Raw genomic sequence first — 23116 nt, forward strand, 5'->3', positions numbered from 1 at the left:
CATTTAACCCCGTTCCTCTACAAATTTGGCTGGTGCATCCGTATACTTGCGCACAGACCACCAAGATAAGCCTAAATGAAGTCCATAACCTGCAGTGGAGGCCAGACTGAACCAAAGCATCGCTGTATGTGCTGACTGTCCGGTGTACCAAGCAGCAAATAAAGCCCCGATAACAATTAGAGTTCTGATTACCTCACGATAGAGATGCAGATCTTGTCTTTCCATAACATCAATCGTAGTTCCCACCGCATTGGCTACAAATTGAGCTAGATACATGACAGCTAGAATACGAATGATCTCTCCGGATTCACGCCATGCGTCCCCGAAAAAGAAGGCGAATGCCATCGGACCCAATATGAAAAAGATCGCCATGATGATAAGCCCCAGCAAAAATACATGGATTACCGTCTTACGAAAGAGCGGAAATAACTTCGCTGGCGACTGAATCATAAGTTCTGATGATTCCGCTAGATATACATTTCGTATGGAACTCATGATTAAAGTCATCGGTGAACCGAGGATACGCTGCCCTAAGGCGAACCAACCTGCCACATGCACGCCATACGCATAAGCCAGCCAAAGGGTAGGCACATAAATGGCGATGCTATTTAGTAGATTCGATGCCATGGAGAGTAGCGGAAATCTCCGATATCGATAAGCACTCTCCCGCAGATCCGTCCACTTGAGCTGGGTGGAAGTCTCTTTCATGTCCTTTTTCCACTGCGTCCATTGGGAGATCAGCCCCCCGTATTTGCCAATGACATCTCCAATCATGAGGCCAAGCGGTCCGAGGTGAACAAAGCTGAGCGCGATCTGGGAGGACACTTGCCCTATACTTTGTGAATATCTAGTTCTAGAGAGTCTGCGAAAATGTTTTTTGCGAATAAGCCAGTAATTCAGGATCTGGTAACACCCCGCACCAAAAAGGCTTAACGCAAACAGAAGCGAATAATGAGGTAAATTTCGATCTTGGAGCCATATCGATAAGGGCTGCTGGAAAATAAAGATAGCAAGCCCACTAACGATACTCACCCCTGAACAGATCAGCAGGCATAAGCCCAGCACACTGGAAGCTGTAGAATCATCTTCTGGCAAGGTGATGGCATTCTCATAAGACAAGGAGACCAGCATCAGCAGCATGCCCATGATGGACAAATAGATTGAATAAGATCCATATTCCGCAGGCGTATAAAGGCGGGTTATCCAAGGGAGCGTAGCAAGTATGATGATCTGGCTAAATAACGTCCCCCCCGTCAATACCAGCACATTACGGAGGAATTTATCCAGAACCAGCTTCCTCAAGTACTCTTTCATGCGATGTTTACCGAAGAGCTTCAATAATAGATTCACATACATACTCCTGTACTTCGTTATCTAAATAGGGACCCATCGGCAAGGATAAAACCTCACTGGACAATTGCTCGGACACAGGCAGCACGAGATTCAAATGGGCATACACAGGAAGCTTGTGAACGGGCAAAGGATAATAGATAACGGTGCTAATTCCCTTCTGGTCCAGTGCTGTCTTCAGCTCATCGCGTCTTCCTTCCTGAACGCGAAGCGTGAACTGATGATATACATGCATGGTATCCTTGTTCTCTTGGGGTAGAAGTAGGCCAGATATTCCCTTAAGTTGCTGCTGATACACATCAGCCACTCGCCGCCGTGCTTCATTCCAACCTGTAACATAAGGTAACTTCACTCTGAGTATAGCCGCTTGCATCTCATCCAGACGTGAATTGTATCCGACCATTTCATTGAAGTATTTCTTGGTAGAGCCGTGTGCTCGAAGCTTACGAACCTTGTCTGCATAATCTGCCCTATTCGTAACGAGCATTCCGCCATCCCCGTATGTCCCAAGATTTTTGGATGGAAAAAAGGATAGCGTACCGATGTCTCCCAACCCGCTAACTTTCTGTCCTTTGTATTCCGCACCAAAGGCCTGCGCCGTATCTTCAATGATGAGAAGCTGATGCGCATCGGCAAGGCGGCGTAGGTCATCCAGATCGGCCGGTTGACCGAATAAATGAACGGGAATGATAGCCTTGGTTCTAGCTGAGATATGTTCCTCTATAGAGGCTATATTGATATTGAAATCATGGGCATTCACATCAGCAAAGACAGGCGTAGCTCCAACTTGACTAACCGCTTCTGCTGTTGCAAAAAAGGTAAATGGAGGCACGATGACTTCGTCCCCGGGCCCAACACCTACGGCAAGCAAAGCCAGAACCAAAGCATCTGTTCCTGAATTCAGAGCAACGGCATGCCTAACGCCTAAGTAAGAAGCAGCTTCCTCTTCGAAGCGAGTGACATTCTCTCCCATGATGAATGCACCTTTATCGAGGACTTCCGTGAGGGCAGATAGGATCTGAGGTTTAAGCTCTTCCACTTCTTTCCCTAGATCCAATACGGGAATACGATTGAAAATTACAGGCTGTTCCAAAATTAAAATACCTCCTTTGTAATCCACCGACGAATGATCTGTGATCCTTGCTTTTCATACGTTCTCGTACAATCCCTGCACTCCGCTGTTTCGTTCACAATCTGTAGTGTTGCGCCGCATTCGCAGACCCATCCGATTTGCCGCGCCGGTACACCTGCCATGAGGGCATAAGGCGCAACATCCCGGTGCACCACAGCACCAGCCGCAATCATAGCCCACGGTCCAATCGTAACCCCGCATACAATCGTGGCGTTAGCGCCGATAGATGCTCCATGCTGAACTAATGTTTTATGATAGTCTGCACTTGTATTTCTAGGAAAAGCAGATCTAGGCGTGCGTACGTTAGTGAATACCATGCTGGGACCGCAGAACACTTCATCCTCTAACTCGACCCCTTCATACACAGATACATTGTTCTGAATTTTCACTCGGCTTCCAATCTGCACATCATTAGCAATAAATACGTTCTGACCTAGACTACAGCCTTCACCAATGACAGCTCTTCCTGAAATGTGAGCAAAATGCCAAATTTTCGTTCCCTTTCCGATCCTTGCGCCTACATCAACAATGGCCGAAGGATGAGCTTCATAATTCATGATCATTCCCCCTGATTAGAGCAAATAATAATGCTGTGGTTTCTCCAAGTGCCGCAATGCGTTTCGCGTATCGAATACATAAGAGCAATATTTAGAGATCATGGCATAATTAAAGGCAGTATGATCTGTAGTAATGACGGTCAGGTCTGCTTTGTCTAAGCGCTCTACAGATAGGTCCACACTCTCGTAATCTTGGCCTTTGCTCCGAAAATTCGGGATGTGAGGATCACTAATCCATACTTGTGCACCCCGATCCTCAAGGTACTTAATGATTTGCAGTACGGGAGATTCCCGGTAATCATCAATATCTTTTTTGTAGGCTACGCCAAGCAAATAAATTATTGATCCTCGAATCGGTAGCCCGCGGTCATTCAAAATATCACTCATCCGCTGGACTACATATTCAGGCATGCTATTGTTAATCTCTCCGGCAAGTTCAATTAGCCTTGTATGGTAGTTATATTCTCTGGCCTTCCAAGTCAAATAGAAGGGATCGATGGGAATACAGTGACCCCCAAGTCCTGGACCTGGGTAGAACGCCATGAATCCATAAGGCTTGGTCTTCGCTGCATCGATCACTTCCCATACGTCAATGCCCATACGACTACATAAGATGGCCATTTCATTAGCTAGGGCGATGTTAATATGGCGGAACGTATTCTCATAGATTTTCTCCATCTCTGCAATCGAGGGACTAGAGACTGCATGGACGCGTCCATCCAAAACTTCCGAATAGAGCGTCTGGGCTACCAATGAACAATTCGGCGTCACCCCGCCAACAACTTTAGGTGTATTCTTCGTGTTGTACTGCTTGTTGCCAGGATCTACTCGCTCTGGGGAATAGGCCAAAAAGTATTCCGTTCCACAGGATAGCCCCGTTGACTCCAGAATAGGTCTCACTAATTCCTCAGTCGTCCCCGGATACGTTGTACTTTCCAATACAACGAGCATGCCCGCATGAAGATATTTAGCAATCTCTTGCGTTGAGGCTTCCACATAACTTGTGTCGGGCTGCTGATAGGTATCTAACGGGGTAGGTACACAGATCGTGACTGCATCTACCTCAGACAAACAAGAATAATCCGTAGTTGCCCTAAGCTGACCTCTATCTACAATGTCCCGTAAATCTTCGTCTACTACATCACCGATATAATTGAAGCCTTGGTTCACCATATCTGTTCGGCTAGTCTGCACATCCAGTCCAATAACTTTGAACCCTGCCTTGGCTTTCTCTACCGCAAGCGGCAAGCCCACATAACCTAGCCCAATGACGCCTATGACGGCGGTTCGGTTGAGCATTTTCTCCATAAGTTCTGTTTTATAATCCCGAATGGTAAGCGATTCTCTCGGCATCCGTATCCCCCATTTCCTCGGTCTATATTTGCGACTGTTCCGCTCTAGAAGACAACAGCATCTGATCAATTAAACGTACGGCATGCATACCATCTGCTGCTGTGATTGCAGGAGATCGATCTTCACGAATGGCCGTAACCATATCTTGAATAATGCGTTGATGACCAGGTATGCCTAAGGGGTCCTGTTCTACCTTTGCTCGTAGCTGTGCGATTTCACCCTCGGTCATGCTGGAGCATTTCCACTGCTTAATCCACTGCGCAGTAGGTCCACCAATCACCGCATATCCATGTTCACCGAATACGCTGATGGATTCCTCTAGATTTCGTTCATACACCGTAGTCGCTGCTTCCACCACTCCAAGCACACCACTGTGAAATCTTACTGTAGCTATAGCCACATCTTCGCATTCCATATGCCTGAGCCTTGTATCTGCCATGGCTTGCACATCTTGAACAGGACCGAATAGCCACAGTAATAAATCCAGATTGTGAATCGCCTGATTCATAAGCACCCCGCCATCCATCGCCCGAGTTCCACGCCAAGGAGCCTGATCATAGTAAGCTTGATTTCGATTCCAGCGCACCGTAGCATTGACATGGCTGATTCGTCCAAATTTTCCACTATCCAGCGCCCATTTCAGATAACGTACCGCCGGGCGGTAGCGATTCGGATGTACGGCAGCCGCCTTGACCCCGTATCGCTGAACAGCTCTAAGGATGGCATCGCCATCTTCTATCGTTAGAGCGACGGGCTTCTCAATGATAAGATGCCTGCCTGCTTGGGCCGCCTTGACCGCAAGCGGCGCATGAAGTCCACTAGGTGTACAGATACAGATAACAGAGATCTCTGGCATACGAAGTAACATCTCTTCTAGATCTATAAATGTAGCCGCACCCGTTCTGGCCCCCCACTCCTCCAGCCGCAGCACATTCGTATCACACACAGCCGCGAGCTGTGCGCCCTCCACTTGAAGGATAGCTTCGAGATGCTTATCCGCAATGTGTCCACAGCCTACAATGGCAAATTGAATCATAAATCCCCCTGCGAGCCCATTCTTTAGAATGGCTCTTCATAAAATGTGATCCTTAAGCGGACAAGTCCATCTCATTCGCCTTTTGGTGCTCTTTTCGTAGAATAGACCTACGTTTTTCTAGCAAAAGAGACAGGCTCAATGCAGCGAAAATACCAATTAGAATAGATAAAGCTATATTAAATAACTTCTTCGGACTAACGGGAACGGAGGCTTGCTCCAAATCGGCATAATCCAGCACCGTAACCTTCGCGCTCTGCACGTATTGTTTTGATTTATGAATGAATACATCTGCGAATGCATTGGCCTCAGCTACCGCTTTTTTCGCATTGCCATCTGTTACATAGAGATGAACAACAAGCGTTCCAGGGTCTGTTCGCACATTGATTTTCTGCAAAAGCTGAGTCACAGTCTCGGTTAGCCCAAGCTGTGTCTTAACCTCACTAGCCACACTTCGGCTTTGAATTGCATCTTCATAGGTCTTAGTCAGCATCTGACTCGCAAGAAATTCGTTATACAGGCCAGAATCGCTCCCCGATGCGATGTTAGCCATAAGGCTTGCCGCTGCTTGATACTGCGGGGCTACAAAGAAATTGATCGTATACGCCCCGCCTACACATATGGCCAAGGTGATGAGTGTAGCTATGTAATGCCGAACTACACATTTCAATAGAAATACGATATTCAAACTCTTTTCACACCCTTTCCGCATTTAACTTTTGAGTTCTGTCCTTCCGGGCAACGCGTTCGCATAACTCCTCCATGTTCAAGCTCTCCATACCGAATGTTGTCCTCAGCTTCTTGTAATGTTCCACAATATCTACCAGAACCTGATAACATCTCCCTTGGTTGTCCACCAAGTTATATGGATGACACCATAAATGATAGGCCTCTCCGCGTTCGGCGGCCTGAGTCATCCCTTTCAAGATGCGCCTTAGCCGCAAGGGCTCCAATAAGCGGACATTGTGGGAATAGGACCTTAGAAAATGGCTAGCCGGCAAGTTCATAGGATACTTCGAATCAATCTCCTCTTCCGAATACGTATGATATCCGGTCAAATTAAGGTAAGCATCCAAAAGTCGAAAGGCTCGTTTGAACCAAGAATCATGCCGACTGTACCCTGCTCGGTATAAGGCATGCTTAGGATTCCCCCGATATGCTCTTATCCCGACTTGTCCTAATAGAGGCAGATAATCAGACCGAACCTGATTTCTAGGAAAGACCATCGTATCTAGCGACACTCCCTCCTCTTCGGCAATCTTTACTGCTGCCTGCATGTCCGCAAGGAAATCCTCAGATTGCTGCCCTGCTTCCTGACAGTAATAATGAGAGAAGGTATGGGAAGCTATACGCTGCCCCGCCGTACCCTGAATTTGTCGAATCAGGCCTAGTGCATAGTGGTTAGGATCCGACTTTTCATCCCATCCTACTTGTCCATCCGCCAAATGAGGATAGGGGGAGAGTGCTTCCTCTTGATACTGCGGTTGTTCCCTAGGCAGATGTCCCTCTAGATGATCTCGATTCCTAGCGAAAAGCATGCCTACCGTTGCCCATGTGGCATGAATGCCATTACACTCAAAAAGCTTAAGCACCTGCGGAATCTGTCCTCTTTCCCCAGCAAAAACATTCTGGTAATGCGTCAGCGGCCATACATCACGAAGTCCCCAATACAACTCGAAATCAAGAGAAATCACGAACAGGCTGTTGTTTTTCGGCATGATTTGTTCCATTCCTTTGACATTATTGAGCCTTCTGTAGATTCCAGCGGAACCCATAGTTCATGGATATACAGCAAGGGCAGCTTTTATTCCGAAAAGATTACTTCGGAATAAAGCTGCCCTGTATAGATTATTCGATTTTAAGCTCGGATTACTGTGACATTTTTATTCGTGGAAGCCAGCATAATATCAAAGGTACCAGCCATGATGACGTTTCCACGAAGTGCGATATTGGTCTGCGTGTATCCGCTTAAATAGGTAGATAAATCGATCCCACCTTTTTTCATCGTAATCTGATTATCCTTAATGACACCAAAGTCCGTATCCTGCCAAGCCCATATGCCGCGCTCACCGTTCATCAGCACATTATTTTTAATGGTAAAGTTATGAATATTCCCTAGACGTATCGCCGTTGTGCCTTGTGTGTTGCTCTTACTTCCCATCGTGATTTTGTTGTTAGAAATAATCGTGTTATTCACCGTATCTACCGCGGTGACTTCAATCGCGGCGTAAAAACTACCCGGACCATCAATAACATTGTTGAACACGATGTTGTTACTGCCGTAGATACTTATGGCAGAATACATATCCGGAGCAAGCGTTCCCTTTTGCGTACCTTGATAAATATTGTTATTCAAATAGGAATTGATTATATGGTTTCCGTTGATTTTGATACCCTGTGCATAGATTTTCATAGCCCGTTTGGCGCAGTTCTCCAGCAGGTTACCTGATATCACACTGTTCACATTTACGCCGTTCTGCATATCCATAGCCGGATCTTCATAATAAATGCCATCCCCGTCATCTGCTGGTCCCACCTGGTGAATATATGAATTCGTAATGGAGACCTGCTGAGCTACTGTCTCATTCGACTGCCAAGATGTCGTAATATATATACCTCGCGCAATCATACTGCCGTTTGGAGAATGTATAGCGACAATATCACGAACTTCACTCCGATCAATCGTAATTCGATTCGTACTGCCATTGATTACGATTCCACAGACAATCTCTGCATATCCTTCTTGCGTTGGATCACTCGCTTGGGAAGCACTTTCAGCAATAACGGCGGTAATCTTCACATCCTGCACGCCGCCCCCGACCACCAATACCCGATTCACTTGATGATTCCCATCCAGACGAAGACTGCTGACCATCGCTCCGCTTCCTGTAATCCGCATAAGTTCCCAACCAAAGTTCTGCGTAGAAGCCCGGATAATAGAATCCTTTCCTTCGCCGAAGACCCGCGTTCCCGCCTGTACCAGCAAAGTTTGTGCAGGATCGATCATGTACGTACCCTTGGGGAAATATACCGAGGACTGCGTGGAGGCCGCCAGATCTAGAGCCCTCTGCACTGCCGCGGTATCGTCATCCTGTCCATTGCCCATGGCTCCAACCGTTGTCACATTGATGATGTTCTCGGATATTCGAATTTTATGCGGAACCATCTGCTCTATACCGTTACTTGTATTGGCAACTGCCAAAATCGCCAACACCACACCTCTTATCCACTTCTTCATTCAACACCCCTCCAGGCCTTCTCGGCGGTAAGTCTCCCCCTTTTTGGTTGAACCTTTCTCCCTGCACAAAAAAGAAAGGGTGTTCGTTCGGCCTTTGACTCTGCCGCAATTGTTGTAATCCAAATTGTAGCACCTTGGGACGGTGAACCCTATCAGTATTGGCCTATTTACAAGCCTTTAAGCAGGCTATAGCCTAAGTTGAAGGCATAAAAGGGCGCATGCTGAATATATATGCACTACAGCTAGACAAGCGTGAACATTTAGAGACAGGAGTTGTGTATTCAGGATGTATGAGCCAAGTCTGCTTGAGCGCTGGGCAGCCTTTAATCGAGAGAAATGGGGCTGCAGCACAACCATTCATCGTTTTCAACAAGAAGGCTCCGATAGTTATTGTGAAAGCTTATTTTTTCTAAATAAAAAAGGGAAGCTATATTTGCCTCCCCTAAATTCCTATCATCCTACTCTATTCCACCCTACCAATACAGCTAAATCTTATAAAATTAGTACCCAGTGGCACGAAGCGGCTGAGCTCCTGATGAGAAAAATAGGAAGTACCGCCGGTACGGCTGGATTCTGTCTCCCTCCTGAATTCTCGGACATCCGTCCCTTTCTATGGGAAGGTTATCAAATCGGGGTGAAATATACTTATTATTTGGACTTCCCCTATGCCCCTGAGACAATTAGTGGAGATATTCGCAGCCGAATTCGTAGAGCGGAATCTGAAGGATATACCACCCGGCGTACCACTCACATGGGGGACGTATATCCTTGCTTATTAGGTACAGAAGCTCGTCAAGGTTTCACGCATCAATTGCTTCTACAAGACTTAGAACGCGCTCAAGAGATGCTTGGTGCGGAAGCCTTCCGTTGCTATGTCTGCTATAGTCCACATGGTCAACCGGTAAGCACCAACATTGTACTCTTACTAGATTCAGATCGCGCCCAGAGCTGGGTTGCAGGAAGTCTGCCCGAGCATCTTAGCAAGGGCGTAGTCCAGCAACTTCAACATGTCTTGCTCCAAGATATATCTTCACTCGCCATCAAAGGTATCGACTTGGCAGGAGCTAATATCCGATCTGTCGCTAAAGCCAAGGCGGCTTGGGGTGCCTACCTCATTCCCTACTTCGTCATTCAAAAGCGAGGCTGGAAAGATATGCTCCGATCAGGCTGGAAGTGGTGGCAATTCTACCGCAATATGCGTCAGGATATCGTGAGTAAGAAGCTCTAAAAAAACACCTCTCTAATTAAAGAATGGTGTTCTCTTAACATCATATATTTGTTATTCCTTCTCTTGTTCTTGACCTCATTTCGTCGATCTCCCGCAAAAACTCATGCAAATCACGGTCAGCCTTAATTTGATTACATACATTGCATGCGCATACACAGTTAACCGGGGTGGTATGTCCTCCCTTAGCACGTGGGTGGAGGTGATCAATCGTGTCTCCAAAGTTCCCACAGAACCAGCAGGTATGATCATCCCGCGATAATATGAATTGCTTAAAATCCTTGTTACTGAATAATCGCCGTATCGTATGCCGATTCACGACAACAGCGGCATGTTGCTCCACCAGAATCGTTGCGAGTGTCGGGTCTATCTCTTGCTGCCAACGCCGCCCTTGATCTGTGAATCCAAGCATACGTATCGTCCCTTGCCGGGTCGGACGGAGCTGCCCGGGGTCGCTGGGGTCCGTCCGATTCCTTGGCGGATGCTGATATATACGTCGCTGAGCATGAGGTGATACGAATTTTTCCTGAACTACACAACTCATCTCCGCTATACCTTGCGAAGTCCCTCGGCTAGACACTTGATGAACTGACTTCATTATAGGCTCAGTAGCTTCATCCGTACGTTTCTTGTTCATATGGAGAGAATTTGTCCTTCGGCAGGCGGCACAAACGCCTCTTCTCGCTTCGGGAGCGCTCCCTTTACCCGAACGCCTACGGAAATCAGTTAACGGTTTATCTTGGTTACATAATGCACACCTCTTCAATAGTTGTTGTTCAAATCTATCCATGGAAGAACTGGTCTCACAACGGCTGACCAGCTATATTCACCTCACAATTTAGACATAAATTAGGAAATGCATTTATCTATTATATAACCTTAATTCCTATACCTCGTAACAATCTTTTCTGTGGCTAAATGGCTAACTTTATGAGAATTTCAAGAGCCCCTATTTAAATTGTTTTCATTCCTAACCAGCTAAGTAGTTTAGACCGCCCTGTGAATTGGGTAATGCAGTAATAAGAGACGTTTCTGCCTTTGGCAGACCGGACGGATGGAGGAGGAGTTAGATCATGAAAAGAAATCATACCATGATGCAATTTTTTGAGTGGCATGTAGAAGCCGATGCTTCCCATTGGAAAAGATTAGCGCAAAGAGCTCCTGAACTAAAAGCTATGGGTATTGATTCAGTATGGGTACCCCCCGTTACGAAAGCTAACAACAATCAAGATACAGGGTACGGCATTTACGATCTATATGATCTAGGAGAATTCGATCAAAAAGGTGGTATTGCCACCAAATATGGAACGAAAGATGAGCTAAAAGAAGCGATTGCCATCTGTCAGCAAAATGGTATTCTCGTCTATGTCGATCTAGTTATGAATCATAAGGCTGGCGCCGATGAGACGGAGACCTTCAAAGTCATTGAAGTAGATCCGAATAATCGGACCGAAGAGATCTCTGAACCTTTCGAAATTGAAGGCTGGACCAAATTCACCTTCCCAGGACGTGGTGATACGTATTCCTCCTTCAAGTGGAACTATACGCATTTTAACGGCACCGATTTTGATGCTAGAACAAATAATAACGGCGTCTACCGCATCTATGGAGAGAACAAGCAGTGGAACGAGAATGTCGATGATGAGTTCGGCAACTATGACTATCTCATGTTTGCCAACATTGATTACAGTCAGCCTGAGGTACGCAATGAAATGTTAGAGTGGGGCAAATGGTTGGTAGATAATCTTCAGTGTGGTGGCTATCGTCTGGATGCCATCAAACATATCAATCATGACTTCGTACGTGAATTCGCTACGGAGATGAAAAAGAAACGCGGCGAGGATTTCTATATCGTCGGAGAATTCTGGAAAACAGATCTCAAAACCTGCCAAGAATTTTTGAATACGGTGGATCATGGCATTGATCTATTTGATGTTACGCTGCACTACAAGCTTCATGAAGCCTCCAATTCAGGTAATTCCTTTGATTTACGTACTATTTTTGATGATACGCTAGTAGGTTCGCATCCAAGTAACTCCGTTACTTTTGTGGACAACCATGATTCTCAGCCCAATGAAGCTCTGGAATCTTGGATTGAGGACTGGTTCAAGCAAATCGCTTACAGCCTGATCTTACTGCGCCAAGACGGCTATCCGGTTGTCTTTTATGGAGATTACTATGGCATCGGTGGCGAGAATCCTGTAGAAGGTAAAAAGGCGGCTATCGATCCCCTACTGTATGCACGATATAACAAAGCTTATGGAGATCAAGAAGACTACTTCGATCATCCGAACACCATCGGATGGGTTCGCTACGGTGTTAAAGAGTTCGATCGCTCAGGGTGTGCTGTAGTCATCTCGAACGGGGACGATGGAGACAAGCATATGCGAGTTGGAGAAGAACGTGCAGGCGAAGTGTGGGTAGATCTGACCGGTACACGTGATGACCTCATCACCATTGGTGAAGATGGCTATGCTACCTTCCCAGTCAAGGGCGGAAGTGTATCCGTATGGGCTTTACCTGAACTGGACGTAGAACCAGACGAGGAAGTAGAACCGAACAAAGAGGAACCCACAGCCGAGTAACAAAGAAAGTTGTACACTCTGATTAATCTCGCTAAATACGGGTAAATATATAACATACTACTACGGAAAAGGAGATGTTAACTATGAACGAACACAATCACGATCATGATGGATTGAGCGACAAAATTAAAGGTGGCGTATCGAAAGCCAAAGGTGAAATCAAAGATCAGATCGGTAATGCAACCGGTGATGCATCCCTTCAAGCTGAAGGCAAAGCAGACAAAGTAAAAGGTAGCATTCAACAAAAAATCGGTGAAGTTAAAGATCGCGACTAGTCACGATTCTCCACTTCTACGGACACCCCCGCTTAAGCGGGGGTGTCTTTTTGTCTAACTTATACTATCCACTTAGAATGCCGTTAGAAAGTCAGGAAGGACCGTGTCATCCAAACATGCTCATTCCGTGCATGGAACACCCAGAAAAGCAGTACGATTCATGTACGACTTATTCACCCAAAAAGGCTATCTTCACGCTAATATATCAGCATGAAGATAGCCTTCGTTGAGGTTGGTAACACTATGGAACCTGTATCAAATACAGGATATACCTTATTTAACTAACGCTTTTAATGCATCCTCCATAACCATTTGACCCGCAACAGCGCCATTATACAACCAGCTGCTAGACTTGCTCAATTCGATAACTTGGCCTGCTTTTACAGCCGGAATCCCTTTCCAGATCGCACTGTTTAATGTTTCTTCACTACCTTGACCTTTGTCACTGTTGACTAGGAAAATGTAATCTGCTTTGAGATCAGCCAACTTCTCCATCGTAACTGGGTTCCAGCTTGCACGTTTATCTGCTGGAATTTCGGTTACCAGATTGGGAGGCGTAATACCCAAGTCATGATAGAGAACGGTTCCGCTAGAAGTAGTCTCATCCACAAGGAAGAAATTCTTCCCAGTTAACCACAAAATTGCCGCAGATTTTCCATTCATTACAGTTTGAATTTTAGCTTTGGTCTCTGTTGCTTTGGCATCATAGTCGCTAATCACTTTCTGAGCTTCCGGTGTTTTGTTCAGAATTTCACCAATTTTTAATAGCGTTTGGCGCCAATCTTTGCTAACTGCATCGCCTAATACATAAGTCGGTGCAATTTTGTTGTACTGATCATAGAGCCCCTTCTGAACTTGAGATTCTGATCCAACAATGATGAGGTCCGGGCTAGCTTTCAGCACAGCTTCTGGCGGAAGATCGTAGGAAATGGTAGGAACGCCTTGTAAATTCGATGCTTGAAGATAATCTTGAATTCCGTTAGGTACAGACCACTGCGCGACGGGCTTCACGCCAAGAGCCGTTAATGGATCTTCCAAATAAGAAGCTAACACGTGTTGTGGATTAGCTGGAATCGTCACTTCATGACCCATGCCATCCTTCAACACCTTCTCCTTGGCTTCTTGCTTTGTATCTGAGGTTGTCGGAGACTCCGAGGTTGTATTTTTTTCTTCTGATTTACTACCGCAAGCTGCTAACATCAAGGACAATACGAGTAGACCTATGAGAACGACTCCGAATTTACCCTTTTTCTGTCTAGTTAAGTGAGACATGACTTCCTCCTAAGGACTACTTCATAGTTAGTTTATGGTTCATCTAATGATAATAATTATCATTATCATTGTCAACTGTCAATTCATATCCCTTTAGCTTATCCTGTCCTTCTTAACAATAATCTGCTGGACCCATCAAGCTCCAACTAAACCTTTACAGAACATTTACGAAAATTTCATCTCTTCCTAAGGTTTAAGGGGTACAGTATAAATACAAGGATACTTTGTAACCTTCTGGCATCTCATGCGTAGTACTAGAGAGGTGACCGGAGTCATATACATAAAGTCCCTTATTTTTACTTAGAAAGAGGTTAGAGTATGCATCCCAAACGTTTGATGGTCAGCGGTACAATTGCCGTAGTGATTTCGATGGGAACAGCACTTCATACAGACCATGCCATTGCTAGTCCCCTTCTCAAGTCACTGAGTATCTGTGTAGATAAAATCAAACCCGATAAGGCAAGCAAGCTGAATGAGGCTAGCATGCAAGATCCCTTGCTCTCGGCCCTTGGAGCCACTTCCCATGAAGAGCTCTACGATGCTGTCTACAGCGGCCAATCCCTTGCAACTGTCGCGGTGAACAACAAGAAAGATGTTCAGTCTATTATCGACCTTCAGACAAATGAGCTTGCCCAGCAGTTGCAAGCCCGATATTTAAGTGGAAGTCTCTCGCTTGAACAGTACCTTGTCCATCAGCAAGAACTTCCTGAACTTATTCGCAGCAGTGTACACGGCGAACGTTATAGCTGAATTTCATCGGCATCTCTTAGACATGAATACAATTAGTGACGTTTCCTTCTAAGAGGATTTAAGAGATCAAAAACCCAAGCCATGCAAGCTAAATTTAGCTGCTGCTTGGGTCTTTTCATGTTCTGACTTCATGTTTCGATACTAATCGGAGTTCATCTCTAGTATTGAAGTTGCATCATAATTCCGCTAATCAATGGTTACCGCTTTGAAAGTCTCATGAAGACCTAGAGTTGCTGCTCCGATGGCTGGTCCTTTTTTGCCCCAATGTGCAATTTTTACAGGAGTCGGCTCGACATGTGAATCCTCGCAGTGGGCAATTTTCTCTTTCAGACGATCGAAGACAAGAGAATTTCGAATAATCCAACCATCAAAAATAAGTTGTTGTGGATTGAGTAGCTGAAGAATCCCACCGCAGTAGGTGGCAATCCCCTCCAGAATGCCCTCCATTTCCTCATAAGCTATAGATAATTTTTGCTCCCACAGTTCTCCAAGCCTAGACAACGTATCTTCTGGGGAGAGGCTGCTCTCAAACATATCGGGATACGAAGTTTGAAGACGCTTAGCTAACGGCTCCATAGCAAAGGGACGGAATGCATCCACTTTACCTGCTCTTCCGCGGCTCCCTCTATAGACTTGATTCCCTATAACCAGTCCCCCACCTACATTACGATCCACTAACAAATAGATGAGAGAATGAATACCTTGCGCAGCTCCATTGTTCCGTTCAGCGAAGCCGGCAGCATCCAAGTCATTCATTAGTTTTACAGGAATTCCATAGTCCTCCTCATACCTTTTGCCTAGCGGCAATTGCTCTACAAGAAGAGGGCTTGCACTGATTATCTTATGCTTACTCTCATCTACAAGACCTGGTATCGAAATTCCTATGCGGCGAATCTTAGACCAAGACAATCCACAACGCTGCACAAAAGACTCCATCTCTCGTGGAAGCTGATCCGTCAGATCTTTTTCGCCACTTAGTCGGGTTATCGCTTCTTCCTGAATAATGGCCCCACTCAAATCAAGCAGCGCACAGCGGAAATGCGTGAGATCTACGCCAAGCACATATCCGCCATCCGGTCTAACTTTTAACATGGTCATGCGGCGGCCGGCTCCTGAGCTAACCGTACCCATTTCATGGATTAATTCATCATCGATCAGTTCTTCAATAAGTATAGAGACCGTGGAGGGGCTAAGACGACTTAAGCGAGATAGTTCGACCCTTGAGATGGGTCCCTGCTTGTGCACAAGGTGAAGCACCTGTGCTTTATTTATTTTTTTAGATACTTGCTGATTTCCGGTTGGTATCATGTTCTCGCTCCTGACCTGCTCGTGCATAACTTTTCATCATGAACACAAATCCTACAGCTCCTACTAAAGTGAGGACTGCACTATATTGATACAGCACCTGAGGTCCTAACTTATTATATAAGGAGCCGCCAGCTATCCCGGCAATCAGGCCAGAAAGACCACCCCAACTAATACCATAGATAGCCTGACCTGTTGAACGATAGTGTATTGGAACGAGCCGCATAGTTAATTGTGTCCCAATATAATAATAACCGCCAAAGGTAATGCAGTGAAGTAGCTGAATCCAAATTACCGTTACGGGACTCTCTGCCATGCCCATAAGGAGCCATCGCACGGAGTAAAGAGCACTTACAACCACTAGACAGCCCATCATGGCTTTAGGTCGGGTAGGCATATATCGATCAAGCAAAAGATACACAGGCGCTTCTAAGATGGCTGTCGCAAATATCGACCAACCCACGGCACTAGAGGAACCTCCAAGCTCCTGAATATAGATACCGTTATAGGTATTATTAAAAGAGTTAGGAACCGATACCACCACTCCTAGACATAAGAGGAACAAGAACGACCGCTTCATCAGCACTTGGCGAAAACCTCCCATTGCTGACAGGTCTGAGATCCCCTTATCCTTAACATGAACTCGTTCTTTACCTTTGGGTAATAGAAAACCAAACCCTATGGCTGCAATCATCATGGCATCAAATACAATCCAAAGCTGATGGATTCCAAGGACACCAATTATAGGTCCAGCTCCGGCCGCTGTGAAGGCCCATCCCAAGGAACCCCACATACGTATTGATCCGAACTTTAGCTTTGTACCTTCAATTACATTGAGTATCAGACTGTTATTTTGAGTGAACAACGGACTCTGAAAAATAAAGAACACCAGCAAAGCCGCATAAATGTATACAGGTTCATGGAGGGCAAAAATGATCTGCATGGCAATAAAATTCCCTACAAGTGCCATAATCAGAATACGCCGATTGTCTCCAAGACGATCCGCCCAATACCCCCAGATAGGATTCGCGATAATAGCTATCACAGGACCACCTGCAAGTAAGGTGCCAATCTCTAGTTCACTATAATTCATCTGCTTCAAATACAAAGCAAAAAAGGTGCTGTATACAGCGATGGAACCATACATCATGAAACTGAATGCCTTCAGCAGTCGCTGCGTTGCAGGTTGAATTTCGGTCTCCATCAAAGCGCCTTCCCTTCTGATGTTCCTTGGCTTAGTTGTCCCTTATAAGGATACGGAACGAGATAAGGAATGCTCTATAACTTCCTCCCGAGTGACTTCTCTGCCCCATTCATGAGACAAATAGAGTCCTTCGCTAATTAACATCGTGCTAAGTGCAATCTCTGCTGTAGGCAAAAGGGCTACTTCTCCGCGCAGTGCAGCTATCCAGTGATGCTCAGAGGATTCATAAGCATCGGGATAGGCACTGAGACGACGGCGCCGAAGATCGGCTAGTTCCAAGTCAATCGAGCCATCGATATCCAGGTCCGCAATCGTGGTATGGAACGAAAACTCATGTGTATTTCCTTCGGACATGGAACCTGGGAAGCGGACTCCTCCTTCAGAACCTACGATGGAGCTCCCCTCAAATCCACCGAGATGAATCGACCAAGACTCTGCAATATCTAATGTAATTCCTCCAGCCAGCTTCACGAAGCCAGCGGCGAATTCTTCTACGTTAAAACCAGAGGATGTTCGGCGCTCCTCATGCATCGCCATCTCCTGATAGATCTGACCCGAAATCCGTTCAGGAGCGGGATTGCCCAGTAAATACAGCATACGTGAGATGTGGTAGACCCCCATATCCAGCAGCGCTCCACCGCCCGCAGTCTCTTTTTGCGTAAAGGCTGGCGTGCCGTATCCATCAACATAAGGACGATTCCTACGCCGAAAGCCCATCGAACGAGCATGGTAGAGTCGGCCAAGCTTGTCTGCATCAATCAGCTGTTTGGCGGTCTTAGTCTCTCGTGTGTAGAGCTGACTAAGCTGAATATGGAGCATTCGGCCTGCAGCCGCGGCTGCTTGCACCATACTTAGACCGTCTATATAAGAACCTGCAATGGGTTTTTCGCAATACACATGCTTGCCTGCGGCGAGAGCAGCCATAGTAGCAGGTTCATGGAAGTTATTATGGAGACAGATATCTACGGCTTGAATTTCAGGCACTGCTAACAGTTCGCGTAAATCGGTAAAAACTTGGGAAATCCCATATCGTTGAGCTACTCTCTGAGCTTCCGCTGCATACACATCACACACAGCCACGACTTCTACCCCAGGAATCTGTTGATAGCGATCTAGATGAAGCTTGCCAATCTGTCCTGTCCCGATGATGCCAATCTTTACAGGTTGCATACGCTTTCCACTCCTTTTGTGGTCTGCCTAAGTAAATCTGCATCCGCTAAGTGTTTTTTGATGCGAGAGAGTAAGTACTCTGTCTCTATATATGATCTGTCCGCCGGGGCATTGTGTTCTAGACTCCAGTAACCCTCATATCCTGCATCCTTAAGCATATTCACTTTGTTAGCTGCATCATCTAGCACTGCTGTTTTGGCATCAAAATGTACATGATATACCCAAGGCGCAATAGATTCATCTCCGCATTCTCGATCTTCCGACCAGCGATTCATATGCAGTAGCACTCCAAAGTTGGGCTCATCAACTGCCTTGGCCAACCGGACAAGTTCAGAGGGGACAAGGGAAGGACCCATATGATTCTCCGGTCCAAGTCTCATCCCATGTTCAGCAGCAAAAGCACAGTACTCCCGGTACCGCCCAGCAATGAAATCAAAAGCCTCATCAGAGAACTCGCTATCCCCGTGAGCACCCGTGTCAATTCGAACGGACTGCGCTCCTAACAATACAGAGGCTCTCAGATGTGCTAAGGCATTCTGATGCAAGCGTTCACGAACCTCTGGATTGGGGTCCCAGATATGAGCTGTATCTACAGCTATATTGAGCAAAGGAAGCTCTCTCTCCTCCAGAGCTAGGCGTATAAGACGAAGCTTCTGGTCATCAAACAAAGTCAGAAAGGGAAGCGTACGCTCAGCTATCTGAGCGTTCCATAGATCTACCGCGTCTAATCTATAGCGATATTTTACCGTCTCCAAGTACCCGAATATATCCATACTGCCTTCCAAGAACAGATGATTAAATGAATATCCGCCTATAGCTACCTTCATCACATAGGGCCTCCCAATACAGTTATTTCGATCGACAAAATAATTGATTACATAGAATATAAAAGGGCTGGGCAAAGTTGTCAATTGTTTTTTGTATGCGTTCCAACTTGTCTACATGCCGTCCTAACTCAGGGCCTACTATGGGACAAAGTCCTCCTTGGGACGGAGGCATGATTCCATCCTTAGCCTGTTAAGATTAGCTTCATTCCTTTATATAATTACAATTATAACCAGGTGCATCGTGCCTAGTGTTCTACATAAGATATTTTAGGCGAGGAGGAGTTCATACGTGCTTCAGCTATCCATTAGATTTCTGAATAAATCGGCTATTATCGGGCTTCTTATGTTGTTATGTGTACTCGTCATTGCGATAGCCTATTACTCTCCCTAACACACCTCTGCGCTCTGAATCTGAATTCCCGTATGGTTCTGGGTATAATGGTACGAATGGTACGTGCAGTTGTACGTGCTAAAATAGTATGTGGCTAATAATTCTTTTATCATCTACATAGCTTCGTGCTCATTCTCTTCATCTGTCTTCTCCTTTTTACTCATAGGACTCTACCTTTATGTCATATCCATGAGGTAACTATGACTCCCCTTTCAATTCAACTACCAGCTAAAATAAGCAAAGGAACAGCTGCCTATAAGCTGTTCCTTTGCGAATACACTATCTAACTTTGGCATACTCATTTCTCATCCCAAAGGTTATCTTAAGCCAAATGTATTCAGATCCACTCGACCTTGGAGAGTGAACTCTACGCCTTCGCTCTCTAGCAACAAACGCTGCATGGATTGTCCTTCATCATTCTGGATCACAATTTCCCCCAATCGATTGACTACCCGATGCCATGGAAGTTGATGAATCTTGCTCTGTGTATGTAAAATTCGCACGACCTGTCTGGCTCCACGGGGTGATCCTGCGAAAGAAGCCACTTGACCATACGTCATGACCTGACCTTCAGGAATGGCCTGAATCACACGTATGACTTCTGCTGTAAAAGGCTGCATAATTTTCTTACCTCCATTTGATTTTTTGATCCACACGTCGTTCATGCTAATATAACCATTAGATAGGCTCGAAGGAGATGAAGGAAATGAAAGAAGAGATCATTCAACGTTTTACCTCATATGTAACCCTCGATACGCAGTCCAATGAAGATAGTAAGACCTGCCCTTCCACACCGGGCCAGACTGTGCTTGCCCAGCAACTGGTAGACGAACTTCAGCTGATTGGCATGACCGAAGTGACGCTCGATGAAAATGGCTATGTCATGGCCACTTTGCCGTCTAATGTCAGCATTCCTGTTCCAACGATTGGATTTCTGGCCCATCTAGATACCGCTACAGACTTCACTGGAACGAATGTAAGACCTCAGATTCACGAGAATTATGATGGTCTACCTATCCTTTTAAATGAAAACCTTCAGATTGTACTCTCCCCCTCGGAATCCCCGCAGTTAGCTAACTATATAGGGCATACGCTTATTACTTCCGATGGGACAACCCTCTTAGGTGCAGATGATAAGGCAGGGATTGCCGAGATTATGACGGCTATGCATCATTTGATTCAGCACCCCGAAATTCCGCATGGCCGGATACGTATTGCTTTTACACCGGATGAAGAGATCGGGCGCGGACCTGAGCGCTTTGATGTAGCTGCATTTGACGCTACCTATGCATACACCGTAGATGGCGGTTCATTAGGAGAACTAGAGTACGAAAGTTTCAACGCCGCCGCAGCCAAAATTACTTTTTTGGGCAATAACATTCATCCCGGCTCTGCTAAAGGAAAAATGGTCCATGCTGCTAAAATCGCTATGGAATTCAACCGTCGTCTTCCTGTAGATGAAGCAGCTGAATTCACAGAAGGATATGAAGGCTTCTATCACTTGTTATCCATTCAAGGTGATGTAGAATCTACTCAACTAGACTATATTATCCGCGACTTCGATCGCAATCAGTTCGAGGAACGCAAGGCTACGCTGGAATCCATCGTGAATGAATTCCGTCAGACCTATGGTGAGCAGGGCGTGCTTCTCGAACTGAGAGATCAATATTACAACATGCGGGAGAAAATTGAACCTGTGCGCGAGATTGTGGATTTAGCCCATCAGGCGATGCTTGACCTAGGGATTACCCCTGATGTGAAGCCGATACGCGGTGGGACGGATGGTTCTCAGCTCTCCTATATGGGACTACCTACCCCAAATATTTTTACCGGTGCTGAAAATTATCATGGGAAATACGAATTCGTATCTGTAGATGTCATGCAGCAGGCGGTTCACGTCATTGTGGAAATCGCTAAGCGATTTGCGTTAAGATAATGCCCACTTCTCCTGCGGTAATGTATTACTCTCAAGTAATTTTCTTGAGTATTTCAAGTATGTACTGGTGGTAAATATTTTTGATAACTACTGCTCTTAGGTATACCTAGTAAATACTGACGTTACGCATTTCTTTCTAAAATTGTTCAAATGTAATTTCCTATCAGAAGGGGCTACCAATTATACGGTAGCCCCTTCTGTATGCTAATTCTTTGTATGCTCTAGTGCAGGTGACCCGACCTGCCCTATAGCTGGTTCTCTACCACCTGGTTGCGACCCTTTCGCTTTGCCTCATAAAGTGCAATGTCACTCAGGTGGTAGAGACGATTAAGATGAATCGAATCTGTAGCTACCGTTGTCACCAATCCCATACTTACGGTGGGATGAACAGGCATATCTTCAAAAGGTGTAGCCTCTACGTTATTCCTAAATTGTTCCGCAAACTGCCTAGCCTCGATGTCACACATATTGGGAAGAAGAATAGCGAATTCATCTCCCCCATAACGACTTATGTATCCCCGACTATTTAACATCTGGATGCAACGACTACTTAATATCCTTAACACTTCATCGCCCACGCTATGACCATATGTATCATTAATCATTTTGAAGTGGTCGATGTCGAACAGAATGAATGCTACAGGCTTACGCTGCGCCGCCAACTTCTGTAGAGACTTTTCTGCTTGCTCAATGAATGTGCGCCGATTCAGCACTTGGGTGAGATCATCATAGGTAGCCCAGCGAGTGATTCGCTGATCCGCTTCTTCTTTGGACAATAAGATGAAACCCATATTCCCTAACAGCATAATGAAATATATGTTGAGATAAGATAAGGTCTGATACAAGCTTTGATTGAACAGGCTTAATGATGTATGAATGCGAAGAGTAAGGAGAATCCGAACTAATAGACATATTAGAACTATACTATATAGACTTCCCATCACTCGGGTGAGCCTAGAGTTCGCTGAGCCCCGGAGCATGCGGTAGGCCGGGTATGCAAGGAATGAGGCTAAGAAAATGGAACCCCAGATAATTCTTATATTTTCCTGATTATGTAGAATGTAAATGGCATTGAACCCTAAGATGCTACAAGCAATAAGAAATTTATACAGCTTACGAACCTTTATGCTATAAGCATTTTGCACCTTCAGAACGGCGATCGTCTCAAAAGCTGATCCTGCAAGAAGCAATGAATTCACTAGAGGAATATTGATGATAGAGGGCAGGATCTCACGAAATATTAGCGTTCCCCATGCTGCCGCTTGCAGCCAGCGTGAAGCATAGAACCAATTCACAGCCGAATTCCTTGGATCTCGATGTCGATAGGCCGCAATCAAAATAACAGAGAAGATATGACCTATGACGATGAAGACAAATACGGTTTTCATGTCCAAAAAAATACTCATTCTTGTAAATTCACCAACCACCTATAATTTTCCTCGACTCTATTTTGATTATATCAGACAAATTGTGACGGGTGAGCAAAGTATCTAATTTAGGTTTATAATATAAG

21 protein-coding genes are annotated in these 23116 nt (G+C 45.5%); 5 read left to right on the plus strand and 16 right to left on the minus strand.

Annotated elements, in window-relative coordinates; translation table 11 throughout:
* Nucleotides 1–3 precede the first annotated feature (3 nt).
* The 8 genes from J2Z69_RS14660 to J2Z69_RS14695 form a co-directional block, all read right to left on the minus strand.
* Complete coding sequence (locus J2Z69_RS14660; RefSeq protein ID WP_209864169.1) at nt 4–1350, minus strand: lipopolysaccharide biosynthesis protein; 1347 nt, start codon at nt 1348–1350, stop codon at nt 4–6.
* On the minus strand, nt 1322–2443 hold the full coding sequence (locus tag J2Z69_RS14665; RefSeq protein ID WP_245339314.1) for a DegT/DnrJ/EryC1/StrS family aminotransferase: 1122 nt from the start codon (nt 2441–2443) through the stop codon (nt 1322–1324). Before J2Z69_RS14665 ends, J2Z69_RS14660 begins: the two co-directional genes overlap by 29 nt.
* A 2-nt stretch (nt 2444–2445) precedes the next feature.
* On the minus strand, nt 2446–3039 hold the full coding sequence (locus J2Z69_RS14670) for an acyltransferase (protein WP_209864172.1): 594 nt from the start codon (nt 3037–3039) through the stop codon (nt 2446–2448).
* A gap of 15 nt (nt 3040–3054) precedes the next feature.
* Nucleotides 3055–4392 carry a nucleotide sugar dehydrogenase gene (locus J2Z69_RS14675; RefSeq protein WP_209864175.1) on the minus strand — a complete coding sequence of 446 codons (1338 nt, stop codon included), beginning with the start codon at nt 4390–4392 and terminating at the stop codon, nt 3055–3057.
* 22 nt (nt 4393–4414) lie between these two features.
* The gene (locus J2Z69_RS14680; RefSeq protein WP_209864177.1) at nt 4415–5428 is read right to left on the minus strand and encodes a Gfo/Idh/MocA family protein; all 1014 of its coding nucleotides are present in this window, start codon (nt 5426–5428) and stop codon (nt 4415–4417) included.
* A 52-nt stretch (nt 5429–5480) separates the two neighbouring features.
* Nucleotides 5481–6113, minus strand: coding sequence for a YveK family protein (locus tag J2Z69_RS14685; RefSeq protein WP_209864180.1), 633 nt, complete (start codon nt 6111–6113; stop codon nt 5481–5483).
* 7 nt (nt 6114–6120) lie between these two features.
* Complete coding sequence (locus J2Z69_RS14690; RefSeq protein ID WP_209864182.1) at nt 6121–7143, minus strand: polysaccharide deacetylase family protein; 1023 nt, start codon at nt 7141–7143, stop codon at nt 6121–6123.
* Nucleotides 7144–7283: 140 nt separating this feature from the next.
* Complete coding sequence (locus J2Z69_RS14695) at nt 7284–8663, minus strand: glycosyl hydrolase family 28-related protein (RefSeq protein ID WP_209864185.1); 1380 nt, start codon at nt 8661–8663, stop codon at nt 7284–7286.
* A 286-nt stretch (nt 8664–8949) separates the two neighbouring features.
* Here J2Z69_RS14695 and J2Z69_RS14700 point away from each other — a divergent pair, with 286 nt between their 5' ends.
* Nucleotides 8950–9891, plus strand: coding sequence for a hypothetical protein (locus J2Z69_RS14700; protein ID WP_209864188.1), 942 nt, complete (start codon nt 8950–8952; stop codon nt 9889–9891).
* A 40-nt stretch (nt 9892–9931) separates the two neighbouring features.
* Here J2Z69_RS14700 and J2Z69_RS14705 read toward each other — a convergent pair whose 3' ends face one another.
* Nucleotides 9932–10525 carry an HNH endonuclease gene (locus J2Z69_RS14705; protein ID WP_245339315.1) on the minus strand — a complete coding sequence of 198 codons (594 nt, stop codon included), beginning with the start codon at nt 10523–10525 and terminating at the stop codon, nt 9932–9934.
* 436 nt (nt 10526–10961) lie between these two features.
* Here J2Z69_RS14705 and J2Z69_RS14710 point away from each other — a divergent pair, with 436 nt between their 5' ends.
* Both J2Z69_RS14710 and J2Z69_RS14715 read left to right on the plus strand, forming a co-directional pair.
* Entirely contained in the window at nt 10962–12473 is a 1512-nt protein-coding gene (locus J2Z69_RS14710; protein ID WP_209864194.1) for an alpha-amylase, read from the plus strand.
* 83 nt (nt 12474–12556) lie between these two features.
* Nucleotides 12557–12748 carry a CsbD family protein gene (locus J2Z69_RS14715; RefSeq protein ID WP_209864197.1) on the plus strand — a complete coding sequence of 64 codons (192 nt, stop codon included), beginning with the start codon at nt 12557–12559 and terminating at the stop codon, nt 12746–12748.
* Nucleotides 12749–13021: 273 nt separating this feature from the next.
* Here J2Z69_RS14715 and J2Z69_RS14720 read toward each other — a convergent pair whose 3' ends face one another.
* Nucleotides 13022–14020, minus strand: a complete 999-nt coding sequence (locus J2Z69_RS14720) for an ABC transporter substrate-binding protein (protein WP_209864200.1) — start codon at nt 14018–14020, stop codon at nt 13022–13024.
* A 318-nt stretch (nt 14021–14338) separates the two neighbouring features.
* Here J2Z69_RS14720 and J2Z69_RS14725 point away from each other — a divergent pair, with 318 nt between their 5' ends.
* Entirely contained in the window at nt 14339–14770 is a 432-nt protein-coding gene (locus J2Z69_RS14725; protein ID WP_209864203.1) for a hypothetical protein, read from the plus strand.
* Between the two features lie 186 nt (nt 14771–14956).
* Here J2Z69_RS14725 and J2Z69_RS14730 read toward each other — a convergent pair whose 3' ends face one another.
* The 5 genes from J2Z69_RS14730 to J2Z69_RS14750 all read right to left on the minus strand — a co-directional run bounded on the left by J2Z69_RS14730 (nt 14957) and on the right by J2Z69_RS14750 (nt 20287).
* A complete protein-coding gene (locus J2Z69_RS14730; RefSeq protein WP_209864206.1) occupies nt 14957–16078 on the minus strand; it encodes an ROK family transcriptional regulator in 1122 nt (373 codons plus the stop codon).
* Nucleotides 16047–17279 (minus strand): MFS transporter, encoded by a 1233-nt coding sequence (locus J2Z69_RS14735; RefSeq protein ID WP_209864209.1) that lies wholly within the window; start codon nt 17277–17279, stop codon nt 16047–16049. Before J2Z69_RS14735 ends, J2Z69_RS14730 begins: the two co-directional genes overlap by 32 nt.
* A 42-nt stretch (nt 17280–17321) precedes the next feature.
* The gene (locus J2Z69_RS14740; protein ID WP_209864212.1) at nt 17322–18449 is read right to left on the minus strand and encodes a Gfo/Idh/MocA family protein; all 1128 of its coding nucleotides are present in this window, start codon (nt 18447–18449) and stop codon (nt 17322–17324) included.
* The gene (locus tag J2Z69_RS14745) at nt 18437–19276 is read right to left on the minus strand and encodes a sugar phosphate isomerase/epimerase family protein (RefSeq protein WP_209864214.1); all 840 of its coding nucleotides are present in this window, start codon (nt 19274–19276) and stop codon (nt 18437–18439) included. The genes J2Z69_RS14740 and J2Z69_RS14745 overlap by 13 nt, the downstream gene beginning before the upstream one ends.
* Nucleotides 19277–19984: 708 nt before the next feature.
* Nucleotides 19985–20287 carry an MGMT family protein gene (locus J2Z69_RS14750; protein WP_209864218.1) on the minus strand — a complete coding sequence of 101 codons (303 nt, stop codon included), beginning with the start codon at nt 20285–20287 and terminating at the stop codon, nt 19985–19987.
* Nucleotides 20288–20373: 86 nt separating this feature from the next.
* Here J2Z69_RS14750 and pepT point away from each other — a divergent pair, with 86 nt between their 5' ends.
* Nucleotides 20374–21603 (plus strand): peptidase T, encoded by a 1230-nt coding sequence (gene pepT, locus J2Z69_RS14755; protein WP_209864221.1) that lies wholly within the window; start codon nt 20374–20376, stop codon nt 21601–21603.
* 245 nt (nt 21604–21848) lie between these two features.
* Here the strand turns inward: pepT and J2Z69_RS14760 are convergent, their stop codons facing one another.
* Nucleotides 21849–22991, minus strand: a complete 1143-nt coding sequence (locus J2Z69_RS14760; protein ID WP_209864224.1) for a GGDEF domain-containing protein — start codon at nt 22989–22991, stop codon at nt 21849–21851.
* Nucleotides 22992–23116: the final 125 nt, after the last annotated feature.

This window comes from Paenibacillus shirakamiensis, from assembly GCF_017874255.1.
GTDB lineage: Bacteria > Bacillota > Bacilli > Paenibacillales > Paenibacillaceae > Fontibacillus > Fontibacillus shirakamiensis.

Bases quoted from the DNA above. Each gene is read 5' to 3' on its own strand.
- J2Z69_RS14670 (WP_209864172.1), bottom strand. From the start codon at position 3,039: ATGAATTATGAAGCTCATCCTTCGGCCATTGTTGATGTAGGCGCAAGG.
- J2Z69_RS14725 (WP_209864203.1), top strand. From the start codon at position 14,339: ATGCATCCCAAACGTTTGATGGTCAGCGGTACAATTGCCGTAGTGATT.
- J2Z69_RS14735 (WP_209864209.1), bottom strand. From the start codon at position 17,279: ATGGAGACCGAAATTCAACCTGCAACGCAGCGACTGCTGAAGGCATTC.
- J2Z69_RS14740 (WP_209864212.1), bottom strand. From the start codon at position 18,449: ATGCAACCTGTAAAGATTGGCATCATCGGGACAGGACAGATTGGCAAG.
- J2Z69_RS14715 (WP_209864197.1), top strand. From the start codon at position 12,557: ATGAACGAACACAATCACGATCATGATGGATTGAGCGACAAAATTAAA.
- J2Z69_RS14710 (WP_209864194.1), top strand. From the start codon at position 10,962: ATGAAAAGAAATCATACCATGATGCAATTTTTTGAGTGGCATGTAGAA.
- J2Z69_RS14750 (WP_209864218.1), bottom strand. From the start codon at position 20,287: ATGCAGCCTTTTACAGCAGAAGTCATACGTGTGATTCAGGCCATTCCT.
- J2Z69_RS14680 (WP_209864177.1), bottom strand. From the start codon at position 5,428: ATGATTCAATTTGCCATTGTAGGCTGTGGACACATTGCGGATAAGCAT.
- J2Z69_RS14705 (WP_245339315.1), bottom strand. From the start codon at position 10,525: ATGAACAAGAAACGTACGGATGAAGCTACTGAGCCTATAATGAAGTCA.
- J2Z69_RS14745 (WP_209864214.1), bottom strand. From the start codon at position 19,276: ATGAAGGTAGCTATAGGCGGATATTCATTTAATCATCTGTTCTTGGAA.
- J2Z69_RS14700 (WP_209864188.1), top strand. From the start codon at position 8,950: ATGTATGAGCCAAGTCTGCTTGAGCGCTGGGCAGCCTTTAATCGAGAG.
- J2Z69_RS14760 (WP_209864224.1), bottom strand. From the start codon at position 22,991: ATGAAAACCGTATTTGTCTTCATCGTCATAGGTCATATCTTCTCTGTT.
- J2Z69_RS14730 (WP_209864206.1), bottom strand. From the start codon at position 16,078: ATGATACCAACCGGAAATCAGCAAGTATCTAAAAAAATAAATAAAGCA.
- J2Z69_RS14695 (WP_209864185.1), bottom strand. From the start codon at position 8,663: ATGAAGAAGTGGATAAGAGGTGTGGTGTTGGCGATTTTGGCAGTTGCC.
- J2Z69_RS14675 (WP_209864175.1), bottom strand. From the start codon at position 4,392: ATGCCGAGAGAATCGCTTACCATTCGGGATTATAAAACAGAACTTATG.
- J2Z69_RS14720 (WP_209864200.1), bottom strand. From the start codon at position 14,020: ATGTCTCACTTAACTAGACAGAAAAAGGGTAAATTCGGAGTCGTTCTC.
- pepT (WP_209864221.1), top strand. From the start codon at position 20,374: ATGAAAGAAGAGATCATTCAACGTTTTACCTCATATGTAACCCTCGAT.
- J2Z69_RS14690 (WP_209864182.1), bottom strand. From the start codon at position 7,143: ATGCCGAAAAACAACAGCCTGTTCGTGATTTCTCTTGATTTCGAGTTG.